The sequence below is a fragment of the Geodermatophilus sp. SYSU D00814 genome, assembly GCF_054050055.1.
This window is the reverse complement of record NZ_JBJGYP010000026.1, coordinates 1-15,966: the sequence shown is the minus strand read 5'-3', so window position 1 is coordinate 15,966 and position 15,966 is coordinate 1. Positions and strand designations below refer to the sequence as shown.

Genomic DNA, 15,966 nt, shown 5'->3' with positions numbered 1-15,966 from the left:
GGCGGGGGTCTCACCACGCGACGGCCAGGCCCCCGGGCGGCGGGGCGTCGAACGCGGCCAGCACGTCGTCGCGCCAGGGTGCGAGGCCGGAGCCGGCCAGCACGACGTCGCGGACCAGCCCGTGCCAGGCGCCGACCCGGCGCAGCATGCCGTGGCCGCCGGGCAGCGTGAACCGGGCGACCCGCGCACCGGCGCGGTGCGCGCGCACCGCGAAGTCCTCCGACAGCCGGGCGGGCACCCAGCGGTCGCCGCGGCCGTGCGCGAGGACGACGGGGCGCCCGCGCAGGTGACCGACCGGCTCACCCGGCGGCGTCCACGGCGCCAGGCCGCAGACGGCGGCCACCGACGGGTCGTCGCCGGCCCGCAGCACCGCCCGGCCGCCCATCGAGTGCCCGACCAGGACGACCGGGACGTCGCCGTGCCGCTCGCGCACCCGGTCCAGCGCCCACCGGACGTCGGCGTGGGCGTCGGCGGCCGGCCCGTTCCACCCGGCCACGCGGTAGCGGACCAGGTAGGTCTCCACCCCGCGGCCGGCCGCGGCCGCCGACACCGACTCCTGGATCGCCCGCATCCGCACCAGCGACAGCGCCCGCTCCCGCGGCGGCTCGACGCTGGCCACGGTGCCGCCGTGCGCGAAGACGGCGACCGCGCGGGTGGGCGCGGTCGCCGGGGTGTGGTCGAGGGCGGGGACCCGTTCGGCGGTGGTCACCGGCGCCGTCGGCCACCGCGCAGCCGGTCGCGGGCGCGGTCGCCCAGGTCACCGGCCTGCAGCAGCGCGCGGCTGACCCGCGTCGGGCCGCCGCGCCGCTCCAGCGTGCGGCCGACCCGGCGCAGCAGCCCGGTGGCCAGCGGCACGAGCACGGTCAGGATCAGCCAGACCCGCAGCCGGCGGGTGAGGAACAGCCACATGCCTGGGCCCTTCCCGGGGCCGGGGACCGGCAACCGCCGGTCAGTCGGGGTCCGGTGCGAGCCGCACCACCATCTTCCCGGTGTTGGCCCCCGCGAGGAGGTCCAGGAAGGCGGGCACGGCGTTGTCCAGGCCCTCGTAGACGGTCTCGCGGACGACGAGCCCGCCGGAGCGGATCCACCCCGACACCGTCTCGGTGAACTCGCCGTGCAGGTCGGTGTGGTCGCTCACGAGCAGGCCGGTGACCGCCAGCCGCTTGGAGATCATCAGGGAGCTGAAGTTCTTCGGCCCGGGGACCGTCTCGGTGGCGTTGTAGTTCGAGATCGAGCCGCAGATGACCGCCCGGCCGTGCACGTGCAGCGCGCCGAGCGCGGCGTCGAGGTGCTCGCCGCCGACGTTGTCGAAGAAGACGTCGACGCCGTCGGGCGCGGCCTGCGCGAGTGAGTCCCGGACCGGCCCGTCGTGGTAGTCGAAGGCGGCGGTGAAGCCGATCTCCCGCAGCCAGGCGACCTTCTCCGGGCTGCCGGCGCTGCCCACCACGGCCGAGGCGCCGCGCAGCCGGGCGAACTGGCCGACGGCGCTGCCCACCGCCCCCGCGGCGCCGGAGACGAACACCGCGTCGCCCTCGCGGAAGGCGCCCACCCGGAACAGCCCGGCGTAGGCGGTCAGGCCGGGCATGCCGAGGATGCCCAGCGACCAGGTCAGCGGCAGGCCGGTGGCCGGCAGCTGCCGGACGTGCCGGGCGTCGAGGACGGCGACGTCGCGCCAGGCGGCGTCGGTGAGCACCAGCGCCCCCTCGGGGACGTCGGGGGAGCGGGACTCGACGACGCGGCCGACCGCCCCGCCCCGCATCACCTCACCGACCTCCCAGGGCGCGGCGTAGGAGGGGCCCAGCCGCATCCGGCCACGCATGTAGGGGTCGACCGACATCGCGACCATCCGCACGACCACCTGCCCCTCGGCGGGGTCGGGGTGCTCGACCTCGACCAGCCGGAAGTCCTCCGGGGTCGGCGCGCCGTGGGGACGGGCGGCCAGGTGCCACTCGCGGGCGGGGATCGGCACGGGAGGCTCCCTGGGGGTCGTCGGAGGGCGGGTGCACCGGCGATCCTGCCGTGTCCCGCTCGGGGACCTGCAAGGCATAGGAAGCTCTACCCACGTCTCGCGCCGCTGGACGTGCGCAGAGCTTCCTATGCCTGGAGGGCCGCATGGACGTCGTCCGCACGCCCGAGGAGCGCTTCGCCGCGCTGCCCGGCTTCCCGTACCCGCCGATCCACGTTCCCGTCGACGCCGGGGACGGGACGGACCTGCGGGTCGCGGTGGTCGACACCGGGCCGGCCGACGGCGAGGTCGTGGTGCTGCTGCACGGCGAGCCGTCCTGGTCCTTCCTCTGGCGGCACGTCATCGGCGAGCTCACCGCCGCCGGGCTGCGCGTGGTCGCCCCCGACCTGGTCGGCTTCGGCCGCTCCGACAAGCCCACCGACCCGGCCGCCTACAGCTACGCGGCGCACGTCGAGTGGGTCCGGCAGGCGCTGTTCGACCGGCTCGGCCTGACCGACGTCACGCTGGTCGGCCAGGACTGGGGCGGGCTGATCGGGCTGCGGCTGGTCGCCGAGCACCCCGACCGGTTCGCCCGGGTCGTCGTCGCCAACACCGGCCTGCCCACCGGGGACACCCCGATGAGCGAGGCGTTCCTCGCCTGGCAGCGGTTCGCCGCGACGGCCCGGGCGTTCGACGTCGGCCGCATCGTCGCCAACGGCACGGTCACCGACCTGCCGCCCGAGGTGGTCGCCGCCTACGACGCGCCCTTCCCCGACGAGGCGTCCAAGGCCGGCGCCCGCGCCTTCCCCGCCCTGGTGCCGACGACGCCCGACGACCCCGCCGCGGCCGCCAACCGGGCCGCCTGGCAGGTCCTCGCCCGCTTCGACCGGCCGTTCCTCACCGCGTTCTCCGACTCCGACCCCATCACCGCCGGCGCCGACCGGGTGTTCCAGCAGGTCGTGCCCGGCGCGCGGGGGAGGGCGCACACCACGCTGGCCGGCGGCGGGCACTTCCTGCAGGAGGACGTGGGTGCCGAGCTCGGCCGGGTGGTGGCCGCCCTCGTCGCGGCCACACCCCGGTGAACCGCGAGGAGGTCCTCGCCCTCCTGCGCCGCGACCCCGACGTCGAGGCGCCCGACCTCGTCGCCGTCGACGCCACCGACCGGCTGCTGCTCGACACCGCGGCCGGGGCGCTGGCCGGCCCCGGCCGGGTCGTGGTCGTCGACGACTCCCACGGGGCGCTCACCCTGGGCGCGCTGGCGTCCGGCGCCACCGACGTGCGGGTGCACCAGGACCTGCTGGTCGGCGAGCAGGCGCTGGCCCGCAACGCCGAGCGCACCGGCCTGGCCGGCGGCTACCGCCCGCTGCCGCTGACGGCGGAGCTCCTCGACGGCGCCACGCTGGTCCTCGCCCAGGCGCCCAAGGCCCTCGACGCGCTGCGCGAGCTCACCGAGCTGGCCGCCGCCGTGGCCGCACCCGACGTCGTGGTGCTCGTCGGCGGCCGGGTCAAGCACATGACGCTCGGCATGAACGACGTGCTGCGCACCGGGTTCACCGACGTCACGGCGACGCTGGCGCGGCAGAAGTCCCGCGTGCTCGTCGCCCGCGACCCGCGTCCCGGGGTCGCGCCGAGCTTCCCCCGCTGCCGGCACGACGGCGCCCTCGACCTCGACGTCTGCGCCCACGGCGCCGCCTTCGCCGGCACCCGCGTCGACGACGGCACCCGGCTGCTGGCGACCGCGCTGGCCGGCGCCGCCCCCGGCGCGCGGACGGCGGTGGACCTCGGCTGCGGCACCGGCGTGCTGGCCGCCGTCCTCGCTCGGTCGCGGCCGGAGCTGGCCGTCACCGCCACCGACCAGTCCGCTGCTGCGGTGGCCTCCGCGCGCGCGACGCTGGACCGCGCGGGGCTCGGCCGGGTCCGGGTCACCCGCGACGACGCCGCCGCGGGCCTGCCCGACGCGAGCGCCGACCTCGTCGTGTGCAACCCGCCGTTCCACCTCGGCGCCGCCGTCGTCACCGCCGCGGCCGACCGGCTCTTCGCCGCGGCCGCGCGGGTGCTGCGCCCCGGCGGGGAGCTGTGGGCGGTCTGGAACAACCGGCTGCCGCACCGGGCGGCGCTGCGGCGCCTGGTCGGGCCGACGCGGGCGGCGGCGCACGACCGCCGGTTCACCGTGAGCGTGTCCACCCGCCGCTGACCGGCGCGGGCACGCCGGAGGGGGACGACGCCCCTTCCGCCGCCGGCCCGGCCGGGCCACTGTGCGGCGGCATGACGACGTCCCTCCCCGGGCCCGAGGCGCTGTCCGAGCGGCTCGTCGCGTCCGTGACCGGCACCTTCGAGGTGGCCGCGGTCGAGCTCGGCCGCCGGCTCGGCTGGTATCGCGCGCTCGACGGCGCGCCGGCGACCGCCGCGCAGCTCGCCGAGCGCACCGGCACCGACGCCCGCTACGCGCGCGAGTGGCTCGAGCAGCAGGCGGTCGCGGGCTACCTCGCCGTCGACGACGCGGCCGCCGGGCCGGAGCAGCGCCGCTACTCGCTGCCGCCGGGGTACCGCAGCGTGCTGGTCGACGAGCTCGACCCGCTCTACACCGCCCCGCTGGCCTGGGCGGCCATGGCCTTCGTCCGCAACGTCCCCCGTCTGGCGGAGGTCTACCGGGAGGGCTCGGGACTGGGCTGGGCGCAGATGGGGCCCGACGCCCGGGAGGCGCAGGCGGCGGCCAACCGGCCGTTCCTCACCGGGGCGCTGGGCGCGGAGGTGCTGCCCGCGCTGCCCGAGGTCGACGCGGCGCTGCGCGCCGGCGGGCGGGTCGCCGACGTCGGGTGCGGGCTGGGCTGGTCCTCGATCGGCATCGCGGCCGCCTACCCGGCCGCGCGGGTGGACGGCTTCGACGTCGACGCGCCGTCGGTGGAGCGGGCCCGCGCCGCCGCCGCCGAGGCCGGCGTGGCCGACCGGGTGTCGTTCACGGTCGCCGACGTCGCCGGGCTGCGGGACCGGGCCGGCGGCTACGACCTGGTGACGGCGGTCGAGTGCGTGCACGACCTGGCCGACCCGGTGGGGGTGCTCTCGGCCGTGCGCGGGCTGGTCGCGCCCGGCGGCACGGTGCTGGTCGTCGACGAGCGGGTGGCCGAGGCCTTCACCGCGCCGGGCTCCGACGTCGACCGGCTGATGTACGGCTACAGCCTGACCTGCTGCCTGCCCGACGGGCTCTCGACCCGCCCCTCGGCCGGCACCGGGACGGTCATGCGGCCGGACACGCTGGCCCGCTACGCCCGTGACGCGGGCTTCGCCGGTGTCGACGTGCTGCCCGTGGACCACGACTTCTTCCGGTTCTACCGGCTCCGGACCGACTGAGGGTCCGGCGCCGGCTCAGTGCGGGGGGCGGTGGCTGCGCCGGCGCACCGGCGGCTCCGACGACCAGGGGAAGTCGATCCAGGCGTCGGTGCGGCGCCACACGTAGTCGCAGGTGACCAGCGAGCGCGGCTTCTCGTAGACGACCGCCGTCCGCACCGCGGCGACGTAGCCGGCGCAGAAGTCGCGGACCAGCTCGAGGGTCTTGCCGGTGTCGGCGACGTCGTCGGCGACGAGCACGTTGGCGCCGGTGATGTCGACCTGGTCCAGCGTCGGCGGCAGCACCACCGGCAGGTCCAGCCGCTCGTCGACGCCGGTGTAGAACTCGACGTTCATCACGAACGTGTTCTTGACGTCGAGGGCGTAGCCCAGCGCGCCGCCGAGGAACAGCCCGCCGCGGGCGATGGACAGGATCAGGTCGGGCTCGAAGCCGTCGTCGGCGACCTGCCGGGCCAGGTCCCGGGCGGCGGTGCCGAACTGCTCGTAGGTCAGGACCTCGCGCTCGTCGGGCACGCCGCCGATCGTGCCAGGAGCGCTGACCCGGATCCCGCCCGGGCCCACCTACCGGATCAGCCGGACCCGGAGCGGGAGGTCCAGCTCCGCCCCGGCGCGGTCGGCGGTGAGCACCTCGGCCGACAGCAGCAGAGGCCGCGCCCGCGGGACCGCCGCGCCGGCGCCGACGAGCTCGTCGACGACCTCCGCCAGGTTGACCGTCCCCAGCACCCCGGCTGCCAGTCCGCGCAGCTCGGAGACCGCGTCCCCGGGTCGTTCGAGCACCAGCCGGCTCCCCTCGGTCCGCAGGTGCAGCCGTTGCCCCGGCACGAGCCCGAGCGCGGCACGCGCCTCGGCCGGGATCACCAGACGACCCTGCTGGCCGAGCACCACCGTGGCATCCACGAGGTCATCGTGCCGCGACCGGTCTTGACGTCCCACGACTCCGGATCCCTCAGCAGAAGCCCGGCGTCCCCAGCCACGCCACCTCGGCGGCCGGGACGTCGTCGCGCAGCACGGTGCCCTCGATGAGCCCGTAGGGGCGGTCGTCGGCGTGGTAGACGAGCGTGTCGTCCTCGCCGGGGGTGTTCGACAGCCCGTACGCCGACAGGTCCTGCAGGAAGTGGTGCCGGTTGGGCATCGACATCCGGACCTCGGCGACGTCGGGGAACCGCCGCAGCACCGCCTCGCCCATCGCGTACAGCGTCTGCTGCAGCGCCAGGGAGTGGGTGGCCGCGAAGGTCTCCAGCAGCACGGTGCGGACCCCGTCGAACAGCGCGTCCCAGTCGAGGTCCGGCGAGGTGTAGCGCCAGCGGGCGGTCACCGCGGTGGCCAGCACCCGGTCGCGGGTCTCGGCCAGCGTCGTGTACCGGTCCCGGGGGAAGCCGTGGAACTCCGAGCCGGTGGTCTTGAGGACGACGAGGTCGGACAGCCCCGCCAGCACGTGCGCGTCGGCGCCGTCGACCGTGACCACCGCCGTCCGCACCTCGCCGCCGGGCCGGCGGAAGGCGTGCGGGTGCGGCCGGCCACCGACGGCGATCCGCTCCCAGCCGTAGGACTCGACCGCCACCCGGGCGCCGGTGATCCAGTCGTAGGAGCCGGCGAGGTGGCGGGCCAGCCGCAGGCCGAACGCCTCGGGGGAGCCGACGCCGTCGCGGGCGAAGGCGAAGACGGTGTTCTTCTGCGCGTCGGTGGTCAGCACGTGCGCGTTGTCCCCGGCGGTGTGCGCGGCGGTGAAGTCCCCGCGCAGGGCGGTGCTCACGTCCAGGTCGACCAGGTCGTGGCGGGGGCCGCTGCGGTCGACCGCGACGACGCGGACCTCCGCCTTCCCGTACTGGTTCGGTCCGAGCACGATCGCCATGGCCCCAGCCTGCCGCACCGGCGCTGTTGCACGTGGAACGTCGGGTGGTCAGGACCCGCGGTAGGTCGAGTACGCGAACGGTGAGAGCAGCAGCGGCACGTGGTGGTGGGCGGCGGGCTCGGTGACGGCGAAGGTCAGCGTCACCTCCGGCCAGAACGCCGCGACGCCGCGGACCTCGAACCAGGCCCCCGTGGCGAACACCAGCCGGTGCGGGCCGGCGACGGTCGCCTCCTCGGTGAGCCGGCAGCGGCCGTCGTCGTCGGTGATCCCGACGGCGAGCAGCTCGTCGCCCGCGTACAGCTGGACGGCGATGCCGGCGGCCGGCCGTCCGGCGACGGCGTCGAGCACGTGGGTGGAGACGCTCACGCGTCCTCCTCGCCGGCGCTCGTCGGTCGCGTTCGTGGCACTGCCCTGCCCCTGCGTGAGCTCGCGAGCTCGCTCACGAGACCAGCTCCCGCACCCGCAGCTCGGTGATCTGCGCGAGCTGCTCGACCACCTCGGCCCGCTCGGCGTCGGCGTCGTTGCCCAGCCGCCGACGCAGCTCCCCGAGCATCTCCGCGGGGGAGCGGCCCGCGGCCCGGATCAGGTAGACGTGCCCGAACCGCTCCTCGTAGGCGCGGTTGCCCTCGACGATCGCGGCGCGGGTGTCCTCGTCGGCCCCGCCCATCGAGCCCTGCTCGCGGCGGGAGGCCCGCGCCTCGGCCGAGGAGCCCTCCACCCGGTCGCCGATCCGCGGGTGTGCGGCCAGCGCGAGCGCGACCTCGTCCCACGGCAGCCCGCGGGCCACCTCCCCGGCCCGGCGGACCAGCGTCTCGACGTCGGGGAAGGGCCGGCCGGCCACCAGCCCGGCGGCGAAGCGGGGCGCGGCGTTGCAGCCGCGCAGCGCCTCGACGGCGGCGTCGGCGGGCTCGTCGTTGAACTCGGCGAGGCGGGACACGGTGACAGGATGGCAGCCCACCCGGGCCGGCAGAGGGGACGAGCGGTGAGCGACGTGCGCGTGGAGGGCCCGGAGGTCGAGCGGTCCGCCGAGGTGCTCACCCCGGAGGCGCTGGAGTTCGTCGCCGACCTGCAGCGGCGCTTCGGCCCGCAGCGCGACGCCCTGCTCGTCGCCCGCGCCACCCGCCGCGCCGAGATCGCCGCCGCCCGGTGGCTGGACTTCCGCCCGGAGACCGCCGACGTCCGCGACGGTGACTGGCGGGTGCCCCCACCGCCGCCCGGCCTGGTCGACCGCCGCGTCGAGATCACCGGCCCGACCGAGCCCAAGATGGCGGTCAACGCGCTCAACTGCGGTGCCGACGTGTGGCTGGCCGACCTCGAGGACGCCAACACCCCGCACTGGCGCAACGTCGTCACCGGGCAGGTCGTGCTGCGCGACGCCGTCCGCCGGCAGCTCGCGTTCACCACCCCCGAGGGCCGGGAGTACCGGCTGCGGGAGGACGGCGACCTGCCCACGATCGTGCCCCGCCCCCGCGGCTGGCACCTGCCCGAGCGGCACGTGCTCGTCGACGGCGAGCCGGCCGTCGGCGCCCTGGTCGACGCCGGGCTGTACCTGTTCCACAACGCCGCCGAGCAGCTCGCCCGCGGCAGCGGGCCCTACCTCTACCTGCCGAAGCTGGAGGGGCACCTGGAGGCCGGGCTGTGGCGGGTCGTGTTCGACGCCGCCGAGCAGGCGCTCGGGATCCCCGGGGGGTCGATCCGCGCCACGATGCTCATCGAGACCATCCCGGCGGCGTTCGAGATGGAGGAGATGCTGCACGCGCTGGGCAGCCACGCCGCCGGCCTCAACGCCGGGCGCTGGGACTACCTGTTCAGCGTCATCAAGGTCTTCCGCGAGGCCGGCCCCGACTTCGTGCTGCCCGACCGGGCGGCGGTGACCATGACCGCGCCCATGATGCGGGCCTACACCGACCAGCTCGTCGCCGTCTGCCACCGCCGCGGCGCCACGGCGATCGGCGGCATGGCCGCGGCCATCCCCAGCCGCACCGACGCCGAGGCCAACGAGCGGGCGCTGGCGAAGGTGCGCGAGGACAAGACCCGCGAGGCCGGGGACGGGTTCGACGGGTCCTGGGTGGCCCACCCCGACCTGGTGCCGGTCTGCCGCGCGGCCTTCGACGCCGTCCTCGGCGACCGGCCCAACCAGCTCGACCGGCAGCGCCCCGAGGTGGCGGTCACCGCCGCGCAGCTGCTCGACGTCGCCGGCGTCCCCGGCGGACGGACCCTCGCCGGGCTGCGGGCCAACGTCGAGGTGGCGATCCGCTACCTGGCCGCGTGGCTGGGGGGCAACGGCGCCGTCGGCATCCACGGACTCATGGAGGACGCCGCCACCGCCGAGATCAGCCGCTCGCAGGTGTGGCAGTGGGTGCACGCCGGCGTCGTGCTCGACACCGGCGAGACGGTGACGGAGGAGCTGGTGCGCCGCGTCGTCGCCGAGGAGGTCGCCGGCATCGGCGGGCTGCCGCGCCTCGACGACGCCCGCCGGCTGTTCGAGCAGGTCGCCCTCGCCGAGGACTTCCCCGACTTCCTCACCCTCCCCGCCTACGAGCTGATCTCCTAGACGAAGGACCTCGGTGCCCCCGCCGCTCGCGAACTCGCGGCGGGCCCCTGCACCGAGGCCGACGAGCCATCGGAGTGAACGCGTGACCCTGAGCGAGAGCGTCTACGCCGAGCTCGACCGGCGGCTCGCCCCGGTCGACGCCGCCCGCGCCGCCGCGTACCCGGGCGAGCGGCCCGGCCGGCAGCCGGTGCACACCTGCTACGTCCCGGCCGACGCCGTCGTCCCGGGCCTGGCCGCCGCGTGGGGCGCCGCGGCGCTGGCCGCGCTCGACGAGCACGGCCTGCCCGACCTCGGGTACCCGGCGGCGCTGCTCGACGAGGTGCTGCCCCGGGTGCGCGCCAAGCTCGCCGCCGAGCCGGTCGAGGACCTGCGGGTCGACGCCGAGGACGGCTACCGCGGCCGGCCCGACGCCGAGGACGGCGACGTCGTGCGCGCGGCGGAGGCGGTGGCCGCCGACCTGGCCTCGGGCGGCGCGCCGCCGTCGGTCGGCATCCGGGCGAAGTCGCTGGAGGGGCCGACCCGGCGCCGCGGCGTGCGCTCCCTCGACCTCTTCCTCGGCGGCCTGCCCGCCGGGGCCCGCGCCACTGTCACCCTCCCGAAGGTGACCGCCGTCGAGCAGGTGCGCGCCTTCCTCCCCGTGCTCGACGCGCTGGAGGCCGCGCACGGCGTCGCGCTCGACCTCGAGCTGCAGGTGGAGACCCCGCAGGCGGTGCTCGGCGACGACGGCGCGGTGACCCTCGCCCGCATGGTGCACGCGGCCGGCCCGCGGCTGACCGGCCTGCACCACGGCACCTACGACTACAGCGCCGCCCTGGGCATCGCCGCGGCGCACCAGTCCTCCGACCACCCCGCGCTCGACCTCGCCAAGCAGCTGGTGCAGGTCGCCGTCGCGGGCACCGGCGCCCGGGCGGTCGACGGCTCCACCAACGTCCTCCCGGTCGGCCCGCGCGAGCAGGTGCACGCCGGCTGGCGGGTGCACGCCGGACTGGTCCGCCGGGCGCTCGAGCGCGGCTTCTACCAGGGCTGGGACCTGCACCCGGCGCAGCTGGTCACCCGCCACCTGGCGACCTGCGCGTTCTTCCGCGGCGCCCTGCCGGCGGCCGCGGCGCGGCTGTCGGCCTACGTCGAGCGGGCCGACGCCGGTGTCCTCGACGAGCCGGCCACCGCGCGCGCCCTGGCCGGCGTGGTGCTGCGCGGGCTGGACTGCGGCGCGCTCGACGACGCCGAGGTCACCACCGCGACCGGACTCGACCGGGTGACCCTCGACGCGCTCTCCGGGCGCAGCCACGCGGCCCCGACCGCCAGCGCCTAGGCTGCGGGCGTGGTGGCGCGGTGACACGGGACGCGCCCGGCTCGCTCTTCACCGGTGGCGGTGAGGTCGGCCGGGAGATGGCCGCCCGGGACTGGGGCGGCACCCCCGTCGGCCCTCCCGAGCGGTGGCCGACCGCGCTGCGCAACCTGGTCCGGATCGTCCTGACCTCGCGCTTCTCCATGTGGGCCGCCTACGGCCCGGAGCTGACCGCCTTCTACAACGACGCCTACCAGCGGGACACGCTGCAGGGGAAGCACCCGTGGGCCCTGGGCCGGCCGGCCCGGGAGATGTGGTCGGAGATCTGGGACGACATCGGCCCGCGGATCGAGTCGGTGCTCGCGACCGGCGTGGCCACCTGGGACGAGGACCTGCTGCTCTTCCTCGAGCGCAGCGGCTACCCGGAGGAGACCTACCACACCTTCTCCTACAGCCCGGTCGCCGACGACGACGGCCGCACCGCCGGGATGCTGTGCGTCGTCACCGAGAACACCGACCGGGTGCTCGCCGAGCGGCGCATGGCCTCCCTGCGCGACCTCGCGACGGCGGTGGCCGCGACCCGCACCGAGGCCGACGTGATGGCCGCCGTCCGCGCGCAGCTCGCCCGCAACCCCGCCGACCTGCCCTTCAGCGCCACCTACCTGGTCGAGGAGGACGGCTCCGCGCGGCTGGGGACGACGACCGGCCTGGAGCCGGGCGACCAGGCGGCGCCGGTGCTCCTCCCCGCCGGGGCGGCCGACCCGGTGTGGCCGGTGGGCCGGCTGCGCGCCGGCGAGGAGGCGCTGGTCGGCGACCTGGGCACCCGCTTCGCCGACCTGCCGACCGGCGCCTGGCACCGCCCGCCCGAGGAGGCTCTGCTGGTGCCGATCGCGTCGGCCCCGGCCTCGGGCAGCGCGGCGGTGGCCGGCTTCCTCGTCGTCGGTCTCAACCCGCACCGGCGGCTCGACGACGCCTACCGCGGCTTCCTCGAGCTGGTCGCCAACCAGATCGCCTCGGGCCTGGCCAACGCCGGCAGCTACGAGGCCGAGCGGCGCCGCGCGGAGGCCCTCGCCGAGCTCGACCGCGCCAAGACCGACTTCTTCAGCAACGTCAGCCACGAGTTCCGGACCCCGCTGACGCTGATCATGGGCCCGGTCGCGGAGCTGCGGGCCTCGACGGTGGCCGCCGCCGACCCCCGGGTGGCGCAGGAGCTCGAGGTGGTCGAGCGCAACGCCCTGCGCCTGCAGAAGCTGGTCAACACCCTGCTCGACTTCTCCCGCCTGCAGGCCGGCCGCATCGACGCGCGGTTCGAGCCGGTCGACCTGTCCGCGGTCACCGGCGAGCTGGCCAGCGTCTTCCGCTCGGCGGTCGAGCGCGCCGGCCTCACCCTGACCGTCGACTGCCCGCCGCTGCCCGAGCCGGTGCACATCGACCGGGACATGTGGGAGAAGGTCGTCCTCAACCTGCTGTCCAACGCGCTGAAGTTCACCTTCACCGGGGGCATCACCGTCCGGCTGCGGGAGGCCGACGGCCGCGCCGTGCTCACCGTCGCCGACACCGGCACCGGCATCCCCGCGGCCGAGCTGCCGCGGCTGTTCGAGCGGTTCACCCGCGTCTCCGGCGCCCGCGCCCGCTCCGGCGAGGGCAGCGGCATCGGCCTGGCGATGGTGCGCGAGCTGGTCGGGCTGCACGGCGGCGACGTCGCGGTCGACAGCGCCCCCGACGTCGGCACCACCTTCACCGTCGCCCTGCCGCTGGGCTCCGCGCACCTGCCCGCCGACCGGCTCGCCCCTCCGGCGCCGGAGGCACCGGCGGTCTCGGCCTCGGCGACGCCGTTCGTGACCGAGGCGCTGCGCTGGCTGCCGGGGTCCGGCGAGGAGCCCCCGCCCCCGGCGGCAGGGGCCCGCGCCGGCCGGGTCCTGGTCGCCGACGACAACGCCGACATGCGCGACTACGTCGGTCGCCTGCTGGCCCCGGCGCACGAGGTGCAGGCGGTCTCCGACGGCCGCGCGGCGCTCGAGGCGGCGCTGGCCGACCCGCCGGACCTGATCGTCAGCGACGTGATGATGCCGGGCCTCGACGGCCTGCAGCTGCTCGGCGCCCTGCGGGCCGACGCGCGCACCTCCCGGGTCCCGGTCGTGCTGCTGTCGGCCCGGGCCGGCCAGGAGGCCGCCGTCGAGGGGCTGGCCGCCGGTGCCGACGACTACCTGGTCAAGCCGTTCTCGGCGCAGGAGCTGCTGGCCCGCGTCGACGCCCACCTGCAGCTGGGCCGCGCCCGCCGGGAGGCCGAGGAGCGGTTCACCGCGATGGCCGACCTCGCCCCGGCGCTCATCTGGGTCGCCGACGCCGAGGGCCGGCGGCTGTTCCTCAACGCCGCCTGGACCGGCTTCACCGGCCGTCCGGTCTCCGCCGAGCGCGGCGACGGCTGGCGCGAGGGGCTGCACCCGCGGGACCACGAGCGCTACGTCGCCGCCGTCACCGAGGCGACCGCGCGCGGCGAGGGGTGGGAGGTCGAGTTCCGGCTGCGCCGGGCCGACGGCGCCTTCCACTGGCTGCTCGAGCGGGCCGTGCCGATCGGGGGCAGCGGCGGCCCGGGCGGCTGGGTGGGCAGCTGCACCGACATCAATGCCCGCTACCAGGAGACCGAGCGGCAGACCCTGCTCGCCGAGGTCGGCACGGCGCTGGACCGGGAGACCGAGACCGACGCGCAGCTGGCCGCGCTGGCCCGGCTGGTGGTCGACCGGCGGCTGGCCGACTCCTGCACCGTCCGGGTGGTCGGCGAGGACGGCCGGCTGCGCTACGCCGGGTGGGCGGGGGTCGACGGCGGCAACCGCGACCTGCTCGCCGGCCTCGACGCCCACGGCGGCCTCGGCCTGGCGGTGCTCACCAGCGGTGCGTCGGTGCTGCGCCGGCACCTGTCGGGCCCCGGCGACGGCGGCGTCCGGCTCGACCTGCGCTCGGCGCTGCTCGTCCCGCTGTCGGTGCGCGGGCAGGTCCGCGCGGTGCTGGCGCTGGGCCGCGGCGACGACGCCCCGCCGTTCCACGAGGACGACCGCGCCCTCGTCGAGGACATCGCCGCCCGCGCCGCCCTGGCGCTGGACAACGCGCTGCTGCTCGCCGACGAGCGGGCCGCCGCCCGGCGGCTGCGGCTGCTGCAGCGGGCGACCGCCGAGCTGTCGGCGGCCACCACGCCCGAGGAGGTGGCCCGCGCCACCGCCGGCCACCTGGTCACCCTGGTCGGCGACGACTGCCGGGCCGGCGTCTACGAGCTCGACGACACCGGCCGCGGGCTGCGGCTGCTGGCGCTCACCGGTGACGACCCCGAGGGTCGCCGGCACTTCGCGGAGCTGCCGCTGTCGGCGCCGCTGGCGGTGACCCGCGCGGTGGTCGAGCGCCGGCCGCTGTGGGTGGAGCGGCTGGCGGACTGGCCCGGCCGGGACGGCGGCCTCGAGGGCGGGCAGGCCGAGACGCTGTCCCGCTTCGGGCTGGCCTCCACCGTGGCGCTGCCGCTGCTGGTGGCCGGCCGCGTGGTGGGCGTCGTCGGTGCCGGGTTCCCGCACCCGCGCGCCTTCGGGCCGGCCGAGCGCAGCATGCTGCTGGCGATCGTCGAGCAGAGCGCCCAGGCGCTCGACCGGGCGCGCCTGTACCGCGCCGAGCAGGGCATCGCCCAGACGCTGCAGCTGAGCCTGCTGCCCCAGCGGCTGCCGCAGCTGGAGCGGCTGGCCCTGGCCGCGCAGTACCTGCCCGGCGCCGCGGGCACCTCCGCCGGCGGTGACTGGTACGACGTCGTGGAGCTCGGCGAGGGCCGGGTGGGGATCGCCGTCGGCGACGTCGTCGGCCAGGGGCCCTCCGCGGCCGCCGTCATGGGGCAGCTGCGCAGCGCGCTGTCGGCTGCGCTGCTGCAGGGTTGCCCGCCCGCGCAGGCATTGGAGCTGCTGGACCGGTTCGCCTCGCGGCTGCCGGGGGCGCTGGCCTCGACCGCGGCCTGCCTGGTGCTGGACTGGCGGGCCGGCACCGTGGACTACGCCCTGGCCGGGCACCCGCCGCCGATGCTGCTCGGCGCGGACGGCGTCACCTTCCTCGACGACGGCGCCGGCACGGTGCTCGGCGTCCCCGACCGGCCGCCCTACACCGGGAGCCGCGCCGCGGTCGCGCCCGGGACCACGCTGCTGCTCTACACCGACGGCCTGGTGGAGCGCCGCGGCGAGCCGCTGGACGCCGGCCTGCAGCGGGTCGCCCGCGCCGCCGAGCGGCTGGCCCCGTCCGCTCCGGACCGGCTGACCCGCGACCTGCTGGCCGAGGTGCTCGACGAGAACGCCCTGCCCGACGACGTCGCGGTGATCGCCGTCCGGGTGACGCCCCCGCCGCTGCACGAGCGGCTCCCGGCCGACCCTGCCCGGCTGCGCGGCGTCCGGCGGGCCGTCTCGGCGTGGGCGGCCGACGCGGGACTGCCCGAGGACAGCGTCGACGACCTGCAGCTGGCCCTCGGCGAGGCGCTGGCCAACGCCGTCGAGCACGCCTACGCCGGCAACGGCGGCGAGGGCCGCTGCGAGTACCGCCTCGAGCGGACCGCCGACGGCAGCGTCGACGTCTGCGTCCGCGACGAGGGCGTCTGGCGCCCGGCGCCGGCCGACCGGGGCCACCGCGGCCGCGGCCTGGAGCTGATCTCGGCGCTGGCCACCGACGTCGAGGTGGCCCGCACCCCCGACGGCGACGGCGTCGCCGGCTCCGGGACGACGGTGCGCTTCCGGTTCGTCCCCCCCGGGCCGGGACCCGACGGCCACCCGGTCCGCGTGCGGACCGGTGTCTCCGCCGGCGAGCCCGCGCGGCTGACCGTGCACCGGGAGCCCGACGAGCTGCGGCTGGAGGTGCGTGGGGCGGGCGCCCCCGCCACCACCCGCGGGCGGGGGGGGCTGGCGGAGGGGGCGGTGGTGGTGCTGGAGGTGCTCCCCGCCGGGGCGCGGGTGGTGGTCGACACCGCG

14 protein-coding genes are annotated in these 15,966 nt (G+C 77.1%); 6 read left to right on the top strand and 8 right to left on the bottom strand.

The genetic code is table 11. The features are described 5' to 3' along the window. Nucleotides 1–10 precede the first annotated feature (10 nt). The 3 genes from ACI780_RS18635 to ACI780_RS18625 are packed head-to-tail and all read right to left on the bottom strand — an operon-like array spanning nt 11 to nt 1,969. Nucleotides 11–709: an alpha/beta hydrolase gene (locus tag ACI780_RS18635; protein ID WP_457004856.1), complete on the bottom strand. Its 699-nt coding sequence runs from the start codon at nt 707–709 to the stop codon at nt 11–13. Next, complete coding sequence (locus ACI780_RS18630; RefSeq protein WP_456871562.1) at nt 706–909, bottom strand: hypothetical protein; 204 nt, start codon at nt 907–909, stop codon at nt 706–708. The genes ACI780_RS18635 and ACI780_RS18630 overlap by 4 nt, the downstream gene beginning before the upstream one ends. 40 nt (nt 910–949) lie before the next feature. Continuing rightward, nucleotides 950–1,969, bottom strand: coding sequence for an NADP-dependent oxidoreductase (locus ACI780_RS18625; protein WP_457004854.1), 1,020 nt, complete (start codon nt 1,967–1,969; stop codon nt 950–952). 143 nt (nt 1,970–2,112) lie between these two features. On the opposite strand from ACI780_RS18625, the gene ACI780_RS18620 reads away from it, so the two are divergent. The 3 genes from ACI780_RS18620 (at nt 2,113) to ACI780_RS18610 (ending at nt 5,293) form a co-directional block, all read left to right on the top strand. Continuing rightward, entirely contained in the window at nt 2,113–3,027 is a 915-nt protein-coding gene (locus ACI780_RS18620) for a haloalkane dehalogenase (protein WP_456871560.1), read from the top strand. Further along, a complete protein-coding gene (locus tag ACI780_RS18615) occupies nt 3,024–4,139 on the top strand; it encodes a class I SAM-dependent methyltransferase (RefSeq protein ID WP_457004851.1) in 1,116 nt (371 codons plus the stop codon). The genes ACI780_RS18620 and ACI780_RS18615 overlap by 4 nt, the downstream gene beginning before the upstream one ends. 71 nt (nt 4,140–4,210) lie before the next feature. Continuing rightward, entirely contained in the window at nt 4,211–5,293 is a 1,083-nt protein-coding gene (locus ACI780_RS18610) for a class I SAM-dependent methyltransferase (RefSeq protein WP_457004849.1), read from the top strand. 15 nt (nt 5,294–5,308) lie between these two features. On the opposite strand, the gene ACI780_RS18605 is transcribed toward ACI780_RS18610, so the two are convergent. The 5 genes from ACI780_RS18605 to uraD form a co-directional block, all read right to left on the bottom strand. Next, complete coding sequence (locus ACI780_RS18605; RefSeq protein ID WP_456871557.1) at nt 5,309–5,803, bottom strand: phosphoribosyltransferase; 495 nt, start codon at nt 5,801–5,803, stop codon at nt 5,309–5,311. A 48-nt stretch (nt 5,804–5,851) separates the two neighbouring features. Further along, nucleotides 5,852–6,187, bottom strand: coding sequence for an AbrB/MazE/SpoVT family DNA-binding domain-containing protein (locus ACI780_RS18600; RefSeq protein ID WP_457004847.1), 336 nt, complete (start codon nt 6,185–6,187; stop codon nt 5,852–5,854). A gap of 49 nt (nt 6,188–6,236) precedes the next feature. Continuing rightward, nucleotides 6,237–7,142, bottom strand: a complete 906-nt coding sequence (gene pucL, locus ACI780_RS18595) for a factor-independent urate hydroxylase (protein ID WP_456871555.1) — start codon at nt 7,140–7,142, stop codon at nt 6,237–6,239. Between the two features lie 48 nt (nt 7,143–7,190). Next, a complete protein-coding gene (gene uraH, locus ACI780_RS18590; protein WP_456871554.1) occupies nt 7,191–7,508 on the bottom strand; it encodes a hydroxyisourate hydrolase in 318 nt (105 codons plus the stop codon). A gap of 73 nt (nt 7,509–7,581) precedes the next feature. Further along, a complete protein-coding gene (gene uraD, locus ACI780_RS18585) occupies nt 7,582–8,079 on the bottom strand; it encodes a 2-oxo-4-hydroxy-4-carboxy-5-ureidoimidazoline decarboxylase (protein WP_456871553.1) in 498 nt (165 codons plus the stop codon). 45 nt (nt 8,080–8,124) lie between these two features. Here uraD and aceB point away from each other — a divergent pair, with 45 nt between their 5' ends. The 3 genes from aceB to ACI780_RS18570 all read left to right on the top strand — a co-directional run. Next, on the top strand, nt 8,125–9,696 hold the full coding sequence (aceB, locus tag ACI780_RS18580) for a malate synthase A (RefSeq protein ID WP_456871552.1): 1,572 nt from the start codon (nt 8,125–8,127) through the stop codon (nt 9,694–9,696). A gap of 82 nt (nt 9,697–9,778) precedes the next feature. Then, the gene (locus ACI780_RS18575; protein WP_456871551.1) at nt 9,779–11,008 is read left to right on the top strand and encodes a DUF6986 family protein; all 1,230 of its coding nucleotides are present in this window, start codon (nt 9,779–9,781) and stop codon (nt 11,006–11,008) included. A 20-nt stretch (nt 11,009–11,028) separates the two neighbouring features. Then, nucleotides 11,029–15,966, top strand: a 4,938-nt coding sequence (locus tag ACI780_RS18570) for a SpoIIE family protein phosphatase (protein WP_457004843.1), incomplete at its 3' end; no start/stop codon positions are given.